This is a genomic window from Novosphingobium acidiphilum DSM 19966, from assembly GCF_000429005.1.
Classification (GTDB): Bacteria; Pseudomonadota; Alphaproteobacteria; order Sphingomonadales; family Sphingomonadaceae; genus Novosphingobium; species Novosphingobium acidiphilum.
The window spans coordinates 73,715-83,940 of sequence record NZ_AUBA01000017.1 but is presented as its reverse complement, the minus strand read 5'-3'; the positions used below and the strand labels follow the sequence as shown (position 1 = coordinate 83,940).

The 10,226-nt window shown below is 63.3% G+C and carries 10 protein-coding genes and 1 pseudogene; 6 read left to right on the top strand and 5 right to left on the bottom strand.

Annotation, left to right across the window (positions count from 1 at the left end; translation table 11 throughout):
• The 4 genes from G404_RS0114285 to G404_RS19885 all read left to right on the top strand — a co-directional run.
• A partial coding sequence (locus G404_RS0114285) for a transposase (protein WP_156906292.1) occupies positions 1-325 on the top strand: 325 nt, incomplete at its 5' end.
• 90 nt (positions 326-415) lie between these two features.
• Positions 416-1,156 (top strand): outer membrane protein, encoded by a 741-nt coding sequence (locus G404_RS0114280; RefSeq protein ID WP_028641694.1) that lies wholly within the window; start codon positions 416-418, stop codon positions 1,154-1,156.
• Between the two features lie 106 nt (positions 1,157-1,262).
• On the top strand, positions 1,263-2,651 hold the full coding sequence (locus G404_RS0114275; RefSeq protein WP_028641693.1) for a phenylacetate--CoA ligase family protein: 1,389 nt from the start codon (positions 1,263-1,265) through the stop codon (positions 2,649-2,651).
• Positions 2,648-3,637, top strand: a complete 990-nt coding sequence (locus tag G404_RS19885; protein ID WP_156906307.1) for a hypothetical protein — start codon at positions 2,648-2,650, stop codon at positions 3,635-3,637. The genes G404_RS0114275 and G404_RS19885 overlap by 4 nt, the downstream gene beginning before the upstream one ends.
• Positions 3,638-3,683: 46 nt before the next feature.
• On the opposite strand, the gene G404_RS0114255 is transcribed toward G404_RS19885, so the two are convergent.
• From G404_RS0114255 to G404_RS0114245, 3 genes are all read right to left on the bottom strand, one after another.
• A complete protein-coding gene (locus G404_RS0114255) occupies positions 3,684-4,013 on the bottom strand; it encodes a hypothetical protein (protein ID WP_036521536.1) in 330 nt (109 codons plus the stop codon).
• 166 nt (positions 4,014-4,179) lie between these two features.
• Entirely contained in the window at positions 4,180-5,292 is a 1,113-nt protein-coding gene (locus G404_RS0114250) for an acyl-CoA dehydrogenase family protein (RefSeq protein WP_028641689.1), read from the bottom strand.
• Positions 5,293-5,295: 3 nt separating this feature from the next.
• Complete coding sequence (locus tag G404_RS0114245; protein ID WP_028641688.1) at positions 5,296-6,492, bottom strand: acyl-CoA dehydrogenase family protein; 1,197 nt, start codon at positions 6,490-6,492, stop codon at positions 5,296-5,298.
• 245 nt (positions 6,493-6,737) lie between these two features.
• Between G404_RS0114245 and G404_RS0114240 the strand changes: the two are divergent.
• Both G404_RS0114240 and G404_RS19880 read left to right on the top strand, forming a co-directional pair.
• A pseudogene (locus G404_RS0114240) lies at positions 6,738-6,965 on the top strand (SDR family oxidoreductase); the annotation flags it as partial.
• 146 nt (positions 6,966-7,111) lie between these two features.
• Positions 7,112-8,206 carry a BLUF domain-containing protein gene (locus tag G404_RS19880; RefSeq protein ID WP_169719714.1) on the top strand — a complete coding sequence of 365 codons (1,095 nt, stop codon included), beginning with the start codon at positions 7,112-7,114 and terminating at the stop codon, positions 8,204-8,206.
• A 38-nt stretch (positions 8,207-8,244) separates the two neighbouring features.
• Here G404_RS19880 and G404_RS19160 read toward each other — a convergent pair whose 3' ends face one another.
• Positions 8,245-9,192 (bottom strand): SGNH/GDSL hydrolase family protein, encoded by a 948-nt coding sequence (locus tag G404_RS19160; protein ID WP_245584538.1) that lies wholly within the window; start codon positions 9,190-9,192, stop codon positions 8,245-8,247.
• Between the two features lie 125 nt (positions 9,193-9,317).
• On the bottom strand, positions 9,318-10,220 hold the full coding sequence (locus G404_RS0114225; protein WP_028641686.1) for a hypothetical protein: 903 nt from the start codon (positions 10,218-10,220) through the stop codon (positions 9,318-9,320).
• Between the last annotated feature and the right edge of the window lie 6 nt (positions 10,221-10,226).

The following is a 10,226-nucleotide window of genomic DNA, read 5'->3' as shown; positions in this document are numbered from 1 at the left end:
CAAGGCGTATAACACTTTGATTGCATTGCCGGAACGAGCACCAAAGGCGCTCCTGGCCGACAAGGGGTACGACGCAGACGCAATCCGAGCCGATCTTGCCAATCGCAACATCCAAGCCGTCATCCCGGGTCGCTCAAACCGCCGGATTAAAGTCGAACATGATCGCACGCTCTACAAGGAACGCAATCACATCGAACGCTTCTTCGGGCGCCTGAAAATCAACCGCGCCATCGCTACCCGCTACGATCAGCTTGCAGAAAGCTTCCTCAGCATGGTCCATATCGCCTCAGCCAGATACTGGCTCAAATTTGTCCACGCCGCCTAGGGGTCTTTCAGCGAGTGTATTTGACAAAAATGTACGGCGAAAACTTGTCCGCCGCGACCTGTCAATGATCACTATTTGCAGGAGATCGAAATGAACGATACGTCCACACCATCACGCTCGGCCCGTTTTCTGTTGGGTATCGCAGCGGTCGGCGGCCTGTTGCAGGCGCAGGCCGCCTATGCCGATGCACCCGCGTCGCCGCCGCCTGCCGAAGCGTTCAGCTGGACCGGGGCCTATATTGGCGCCGACATTGGCCATACCACCGGCGATGCCACGTGGTACGGGCCCTCGGCGGCCGGTGAATTTGGCGGCCATGATGCCGACACCGTCCATCACCGCGGGACCACCTACGGCGGGCAGGTCGGCTACAACTATCAGATGGGCCATATCGTCGTGGTCGGTCTTGAAGCATCGCTGCACGGCACCAGCCAGTCGGCCGGACACAGCTACACCGGCGGCGAAGGCTATACCGGCGCCACCGCGATCACCGTGCGCAACACGCTGGGGGGCGATGTGTCGGCCCGCGCAGGCCTGGCCGTCGAGCACCTGCTGGTTTTTGGCAAGCTGGGCTATGCCTTTGCCAAGTATGATTATTCCGGCACAGACAACAGCAGCGTGGCATTTTCCGGGTCGAGCACCCGCACGGGGCTGCTGGCAGGCGGTGGTATCGAATATGCGATCACCCGCCATATCAGCGTGAAGGCCGAATACGATCATACGACCTTTTCCAGCAGCGGGATCGCTCTGTCGGGGTCGAGTTCGCTCGGCAGCGCCATCCCCATCGGCGAAAAATCCGACAGCGTGCTGTTTGGCGTCAACTACCGCTTTTGACCTTGCAGGGCCGTTTGCACACCGGGGCCATACCGGGCCCCGGTGTGCAAGGGCAGTGTGACAATCGGGTCGTGCGCGCAACGAACGGGCTTGGTGGCAATTCCTGATGGTCTTTCGATCCGCAATCCCCGCCATTGCATATCCTGCGATCCTGTCGGGCCGGGCAGCCGAATTGATGGCGCTGCAACGGCAATACGATCACAGCCAGTTTTGGCCGCCCGAGCGGATGCGCAGCGTCCAGTTCGAACAGCTGGGCCGGCTGCTGGATCATTGCGCCGGCACGGTTCCCTATTACACCGATCGGCTGCGGCGTGTCGGGATCACGCCGGGCAAGCGGCTGACAGAAGCCGCATGGCGGCGGTTGCCGATCTTGACCAGAGCCGACGTCCAGGCACTGGGGGAACAGTTGCACGCCCGGATCGTGCCGCCCGCGTTCGGACCGACGTCGGTTGTGGCTTCGGGCGGATCGTCGGGAATTCCCGTGCGGGTGCGCAAGACCGCGCTTGATGGCGTGCTGTGGGAATCGATCAACCTGCGCGAAGAACTGTGGCACCGCGATCGCCCGGATGGCGATATGGTGCGGCTGCGCGGCGTGCCCGACACACTGACCCCCGAGCAGGCCGCCGCCGCCCGGTCAAAGCACGGGCTGATCCTGCCCGATTGGGGCCATCCCGCCAATCTGTTCTGGAAAACCGGACGTCTTGGCATTTTCAGCCCCAAACTGCCCGTTGCGCAGCAATTGGCGTTCTTGCGCACAATGCGCCCCGCCTATCTGCACACGTTTCCGTCCTACTTGCGGTTGCTGATCGCGCATCTGCGCGACACCCGGGGCAAGATCGATCCGCTGCGGGCGGTGTTCACCGCATCCGAGCAAGTCAGCGACGAACTGCGCGAGGATTGCCTTGCCGTATTCGGCTGTCCGATCATCGACAATTATACCAGTGGTGAAACAGGGTATATCGCGCTGCAATGCCCGCAATCGACCAATCTGCATGTGCAGTCCGAAGTGGTCCTGGTCGAGGTGCTGGACGTCGATGGTGCGCCCTGCAAACCGGGGCAGATCGGCCGGGTCGTGATCACGCCATTACACAATTTCGCGATGCCATTGTTGCGCTATGAAATCGGAGACGAGGCGGAAGTGGCCGAACCGTGCGCCTGCGGGCGCGGGCTGCAGGCGCTGCGCCGCGTGGTGGGCCGCACGCAGGATTACCTGGTCTTGCCCGACGGGCAGCGCCGCCGTGCCGATCTTGCGCACTATCGGCTGTCATCGATCCCCGCGATCCGCGAATTCCGGCTGGTGCAGCGCAGCTTGACCCAGCTTGTCCTGCAACTCGTGGTGGCACGCCCCTTGACCGGCGACGAACGCACCAGGGTCGATGCCGTGGTCCGCCACGTATCGGGTGGCCTGTTCGAGACCGCAATCGAAACAGTGCCGGCGCTTGATCGCACGAAAGCGGGTAAGCTGCGGATGTTCCATAGCGAGGTAAGCCAATGACAGGGCGTGATCCCGCCAATCCGCTATGGGTGGTGAGCGCCTATTACAATCCGGCCGGCTATCGCCGGCGGCTGCACAACTTTCGCGCATTCCGGCGCAATCTGGCTGCGCCGCTGATGGTGGTGGAATTGAGCCCGGATGGCCGGGGCGATTTGCATGACGACGATGCCGACATCGTGGTGCGGCTGCGTGGCGATGACCGCATCTGGCAAAAGGAACGGCTGCTCAACATCGGCATGTCGTTGCTGCCGCCGCATGTCAGCCATGTCGCGTGGGTCGATGCCGACCTGCTGTTCTCCGACTGCACCTGGCCTGACCGGGCGCGCGCCGCGCTCGATCGCCATGGCGGCATGATCCAGCTGTTCGACACCGCGTGCCACCTGCCACCGGAGATCGATCCCCATACGGTAGGGATCGCGCAATGTGCCGACTACCGCCCGGTGCTGAGCGGCCTGTCATTCGCCCGATCGATCAGAGACGGGCTGTTCGATGAACTGGAAAACGAATGGGGCCAGCGCGGCGGCGGAATGTCCAGCAAGCACAAGGTCTATAACGTGCGCGGCTTTGCCTGGGCAGCCCGGCGCGACGCGCTTGCGCCTTGTGGCCTTTACGAAGGCAACGTCATCGGCGGCAGCGATTCGATCGTGGCGCTGGCACTGATGGGCCAGCTTGAACGCAATCTGGAACGACGATCCTTTACCGAGGCGCACAAGGTCCATGTCCGGCAATGGGCCGAAACGGTCGGCACGCAGGGGCTGTTCGCGCATCTGGGTGACGTGCCGCAGACCGCCTATCACTTGTGGCACGGGACAATGGCCAATCGCAATTATGCCGGGCGCTACGACATTCTGACCGACCACGATTACGACCCGGTGCGCGATCTGATCGACGTGCCGGGTGCACCGCTGCGCTGGACAGACCCGGCCAGCCCGCTGGCCAAGGCCGTCGGCGCCTATTTCTTTTCGCGTCGCGAAGACGGCGGCTGAAGCATCGCGCCGACCTGGCGCCGGCGCAATGCTTCAAATTGCCCGATCAGTGCCCGATCGCGCGCGACTGGGCGTTTTCCTCGGCGTTCATCTGGCGCTGTTCCTTGCGCGTGATGTGGCCGCCATTGGCACGGGCGTCGGCGTGATCCTGCCGCGCAATTGCGCGATCGCCGGCGCGCAGCGCGCGCGCCTGGCCACGGGTCAGTTCGCCTTCGCGACGTTCGTGGTTGATGCGTTTGATCTGGTGGTGTTCGCGCGAAAGCACTTCGTGCTGACGCGGATGCTTTTGCCCCCAAGTTTCAGCCATTGCCGGGCTGCTGACCGAAACAAGCGCGGCCAGGCTGGCACACACAACGAACAGATTTGACTTTGACATGATAACCGCTCCCTCATCATCGGGGCGATCCGCCGCCGACCGGTTCAGGATTACGCGCGCAAGCTTTAACACTGTCTGAGCCGGGCATTTATCTGCGGTTCAGCATGAAAACGGGCCCAGAAATATCATTCCAGAGCCCGTTTTCGTGTCATTGCAGCAGGTTGGATCAGGCTTCGGCCTGTTCCAGCTCGTGCCCCAGTTCGATATAGCGGGCCAGATGATGGTCTTCGTCGCCCAGTTCATGACCGATCATCACCAGCCGCTTGGCATAGTGCGACATCGCCAGTTCCCATGTCATGCCGATGCCGCCATGCATCTGGATTGCTTCTTCGGCGGCCAGTGACCCGGCCTTGCCGATGGTCGCCTTGGCCGCGCTGGCGGCGCGTTCGCGTTCGACCCGCGTGCCGATATAGCGATCGGCGGCATTGATTGCGGCGCTGCGGGCCTGTTCGATTTCCAGGGCCATGGTGGCCATGCGGTGTTGCAGTGCCTGGAATTTGCCGATCGGAATGCCGAACTGCTTGCGCGTGCGCAGATAATCCAGCGTCTGATCGCGCAGGGCATCCATCACCGCCACCGCTTCCCACGCCAACGCCACCAGGCCAAGCGCGCGCGCCGCCTCGATCACCGGACCGGCATGGCCGGGCTCGCCCACCAAAGTGGCAGGTGTGGCGGCAAAGGTGACATCGCCCGCCGATCCGCCATCAACCAGCAGATAATCGCGCACCGTCATCCCCGGGGCATCGCGTTCGACCAGGAAAGTCGACAGCCCGGCGTCGGCGCGCGCCACCACCAGCAACCGATCGGCGCTGCCGGCATAAGCGACTACCGTCTTGGCTCCGTCGAGCACCCAGCGATCGCCCTGCGCGGTGGCGCGCGTGGTGATCGCTGCGGGATCGAACCAGGTGTCGGCCTCTTCCTCGGCATACGTGATCACGGCGGTGCCATCGATCAGCGCGGCCAGATCGTCGGTGCGTCCGGCTGCGCCCAGGACCTGGCCCGCCTGCAAGGCCGCCAGCCACGGCCCGGTCAGCAGACCCCGGCCGATTTCGCCAAACACCACCGCCACATCGAACGGCGATCCGCCAAACCCGCCTACACCTTCATCGAACAGCGCGCCGATCGCGCCCAGTTCCGCCAGCTGCCCCCAGATATCGCGCGACCAGCCGGCGCCTTCGAACGCGGCAGTCTTGCGCACCGAAAACGGCACTTTGTCGGCCAGAAAACGCCGCAACGAATCCGCCAGCATCTGGCGGTCTTCACCCAGTGAAAAGTCCATAGGTCAGAGCTCCAGAATGGCTTTGGTAATGATTTCGCGCTGGACCTCGTTCGATCCGCCGAAAATCGACAGCTTGCGGTCGTTGAAATAATGGGTCGAGACTGGGCCGGCCCATTCGGGGCCGACGGGTTCGCCGTTCCAGCCGCCTTCGAACGATTCCGGGATCCACGGCCGGGCATGGGTGCCCGCCGCGCGGCGCATCAGATCATCGATCGTCTGGCGGATTTCGGTGCCGCGAATTTTCAGCATCGAGCTTTCCGCGGTGGGCGCAGCAACTGCGCCTGCCGCGACCAGCACGCGCAGATTGGTTGTCTTCATGTTTTCCAGTTCGATCTCGAGCCGGGCGAGCCGCGCGGCAAACTGCGGATCTTCCGACAGCGGGCGGCCATTGCGGCGCTGTGTACGGGCGATGTCCTTCAATTCGCCAAACGCCGCCATCGATGCGCCGACCCCGGCAATATTGGTGCGTTCGTACGTCAGCAGGTACTTGGCGTAAGTCCAGCCCTTGTTTTCTTCGCCAACCAGATTTTCAACGGGTACGCGCACGTCGGTAAAGAACACCTCGTTCACCTCGTGATCGCCCGACAGCAGCTTGATCGGGCGCACCTCGATGCCGGGCGTGGCCATGTCGATCAGCAGAAAGCTGATCCCTTCCTGCCGCTTGCCCTCGGTGCTGGTGCGTACCAGGCAGAACATCATGTTGGCGTATTGGGCCAGCGTGGTCCAGGTCTTCTGCCCGTTGACCACGTAGTGATCGCCGTCGCGCACCGCGCTGGTTTTCAGGCTGGCCAGGTCCGACCCGGCGCCGGGCTCGGAATACCCCTGACACCACCAATCGCTGCCATCGAGGATACGCGGCAGCCATCGGCGCTTTTGCGCTTCGGACCCATATTTCAACAGCACCGGGCCGATCATCGACACCCCGAACGGCAGCACGCGCGGCGCATGCACCAGCGCGGTTTCGGTTTCGAAGATAAAGCGCTGCATCACGCTCCAGCCGGTGCCGCCCCATTCGACCGGCCAGTGGTTGGCAAGCCACCCGCGCGCATTGAGGATGGCATGCCATTCCTCCATCTCGGCTTTGGTCAGATGCTGGCTTTTGCGGATCTTGTCGGACAGGCGCGCGGGCAGCTTTTGGCTAAGAAACGTGCGAACTTCGTCGCGAAACGCCTCTTCCTCGGGCGTGAAAGTCAGGTCCATCGGTTCTCTCCTGTCGCGGGCGGCGTGGTGGCGCACCCGCTCAATTCATCAATCGATTAACATACCCCGCCCATGAGGCAAGCAGCCATTTGGGCAAGCGGCGTCGCCAAACGGTCGATGGCGTCATAGCCTGGGTTTGCCCCGCAGCCCCTGTTGTTGCTTGTCCCGGACCCCGACCATGCCCCGACTGACGGGAAAGACATGCGTGATCACCGGCGGCGCACGCGGCATCGGCCGCGCGATTGCCAGCCGCTTTCATGCCGATGTGGGACGCGATGCTGGGCCAGGGCACAGGCCGGGCCGAACGCATTGCCGCCATGGTGGCCGATGCGCCGCTGCGCCGGTTCGGTGATCCCGATGAAGTGGCCGCGATCGCGGTGCTGCTCGCCAGCGACGAGGCGACGTATATGACCGGCAGCGAAGTCACTGTCGACGGTGGCTTGCTGGCCGGATCGGCGGCGCCCCCGCGATGACGGCCGGCAACGCCTGCAGCGTGCCCCCGGCGCCACTTGACGATCGCGGTGACATAATGGACGCTACGTAAAGGGCGGCTACACTGAGTCGAAAGCGCCGCAGCAACCAGGCAAGCTGAACCGATGTGCCCGAAGAAGGCGCTGGCTTGCCTGATACGCCCTTGGCGGGGCAGGAGGATGCGGTGCAGACACAGGCAGAGCAGGCTGGCATCGGCGACGTGGGCTGGATCGGCAGCGTCACCTATCGCAGTGAGGCAACCATCAAGCCCACTGCGACCGATCTGGAACGCCTGGTTGCCAAGGCCAAGGCGCGCAATCGCAAGCTGGGGATCACCGGCATGCTGCTTTACGATGGCGGCCGTTATCTGCAAACTCTCGAAGGCCCGCCCGAGGCGCTGGACCAGATCTGGTCATCGATCCAGCGCGATCCGAGGCATGGCGCGATCGAGGTGTTAAGCCAGCATATCGTTCCCGCGCGGCTGTTTTCAGGATGGGACATGCAGCTGTACAGCCGCAGCCCGGATCAGGCCCGACTGGCGCCGGCCCCTGCGGTCAGCCTGATCCCGCTGACCGACCACATCGCTGAAACCGCGCGGCTTGCGCTCAGGGGCGATGACAGCCGGCTCAACGCGCTGATCGGCGATCTGGTGGCACAAGGCTGGGTCAGCGATGCGCTGGTCACCCACTTGCTCGAACCCAGCGCGCGTGCGCTGGGCGATGCCTGGCTGGCCGACGATTGCACCGAGCTGGACCTGACCATCGGTCTCAGCATGCTGCAACTGGCCGGCCATGCAATCCACGCAGGCTCGACCGCCGAAACCATTCGCAAGCGTCGTTACAGCATCCTGCTGGCCACCGCGCCGGGCGAACCGCATATCCTGGGCCCCACGCTGCTGGGCGATATCTTTACCGATGCCGGCTGGATCGTCGACATGGCCTTTCCTGACAGCGACGAAGCGCTTGCCAAACAGGTGCGCGCGCAGCACCCCGATGCGGTGGATATTGCGCTGTCGGACGCGCTGCCGCGCCAGCACGCGCTGGCCACCTTGCGCGAAACCATTGAAAAGACACGGTTGGCCACAGCCGATGAAACGATGGTCGTGTCAGTGGGTGGCCGCCTGTTTGCCGAAGCCGCCGCCACCGCCCAATCGGTGGGCGCCGACCATGCCCGCAAGGGCGCCGCCGGCACCAGCGTGCGCCTGGCCTGGCTAATCGAACAGCGCCGCAATACAGCGTCCTAGGCCGTAGCGCTGCAAAAATTCGTCGATGCCGCCCTGGTTCAGGTGCCCTTGCCGCAAGCCGGGTCGGTCACCGCATCGTGCGCCACACTTTGCAACCGCGCCGCATCGGCAGATGCTATACCCAGTTCGTTTGCGGCGGTTTCGCCTGCGCCAAGTGTGCGCGGGTCTTTGCCGGTCACATCGGCGAAGATCACCAGCGCTTCGAGGTAATAGCCCTGCGCGCTGGCATGGTAATGATCCCAGGTCCACAGATCGACTTTGCCAAACGGCACGCCTTCATAGGGGTTGGCAACCGCGATCCCGCCGGTGATGGCGCAGGTAAACGCCTGGCCCACCGGGTGCACCCGGTCGATGGCGGGTGAGGTCTGCGCTGCCAGATCGTAGCCATGCCGGATGTCGAGCGCCATGTGCGCGATCGGCTGGCCATACCAGTGCCCGGTGGGTAAATAGGTCAGATCGGGGCGCGACCACGTGGCGGTCAGGCTGATTTCGACCTTGGGATTGCGCGCCACGAACATCGCGGCAAGGCGCCGGGTGTATTCGATTGTGCTGGCCGGATCGCCCGGCTTTTGCGGGTCGAGCGTGCTGTACCCCTGCATCACCACATGGTCCCACGCGCGATCGAGCACCGCCTGCCGATTGTCCCAATGCCACTGGAATGTCTTGCTGGGCGATGTTTCCAGGCTGACCGTGTAATCCAGGCCGGATTCCTGGGTAAACAGCTTGAACAGCGCGGGCACCCCGCCATACCCCCCACCGTTCAGGTCGGTCACCGATTGCGCGCGGTATTTCCACACCGGGGAATAGGCGCCATAGGTAAAACTGTTGCCGACAAACACGATGGTCTGTGGCGTATCCTGCGCCCGGGCCGCGCCTGCGGCAAAGATGACCACTGCGATCACGCCCATGGGCAAGGCCACGCGATGGCGCAGCGTCGCCGCGAGGCGTCGCGTTGCGGTGTTGGTCAGGGTGTCATGGCCATGCATTTGCCCGTTGCATTACTACAGCCGCGGCGGACAAAAAAGAGGGGCGAAGGTTTCCCTTCGCCCCTCTTTCACAGCGCGGCCTGGCGACCGCGATGCTTGTACCTCCGGCCCTTGCGGGCCTGCTGTTACCAGCTGAGCGATCCGTTGAACGAATCGTTCAGCGGCCTGACGGTTTCGAGCGACGCACCGGTGTGGTCGCGTTCCTGCAGCGTCTTGCTGCCAAAGTTCAGCTTTACGCCCACCATGACGCGCAAGTCATGATCGCGATTGAAGCCCTGGTTGTTGTACACGCCAGAACGATACGTCGCTTCTGCGGTATAGCTGAGCGGCAGGCTGCCCAGGCGATGTTCGACCTTGGTACCGGCAAGCCACGCGGTGTGCTTGTAGATCGGGCCATCGACGTAGTTGGTGCCTGACGATTCAAAACCGCCTTCTGCGGCAACCGAAGTGTTGGCCGTCAGGAAATACTTGGCCGAGGCGGCCAGATTGACGCCGTGCGAGTTGTATTGGTAGGTTTCGTTATCGTAAACGAACTGCTGACCCGAATTGACGAAATACGTCGCCTGGCCCGACAGCGTCACATTGTGCAGGTAAAGCTGGCCCTCACCGCCGAAGTAAAAGCGCCGTTCACGGTTGCCATAGCCGTCATAGATCATCGAGCCCAGCTTTGTGGTCTGGACCACCAGACCGACAAGCGCGCGGTCCGAACGGGTAAAGGCGTGCAGCGCAGCGGTTTCCTGCGGGTCGCTCATCGCGCCATAGCCCCAATGGCCAACGTTGTTGATCGGGGTGCCCGAAATTTCGACATCGCCCTGCACGCCGATGTTCGAACCCTGCACGGGCATCGCGATCGAGCCGCGCAAGTCATAGGCAACACCGCCGATGGCGGCGCCCTCGGTGTCGGCGCTCTGGTCGCTGTTAAAGCCTGCGGCCGCGCTCAGGTAAGCGTCAAACCGGGTATCTGCGTGCGCAGCGGTCGAAACCAGCGCCGCGCTGCACAGCGCAGCGGCGAAAAATGCCTTGTTCATGTGTGT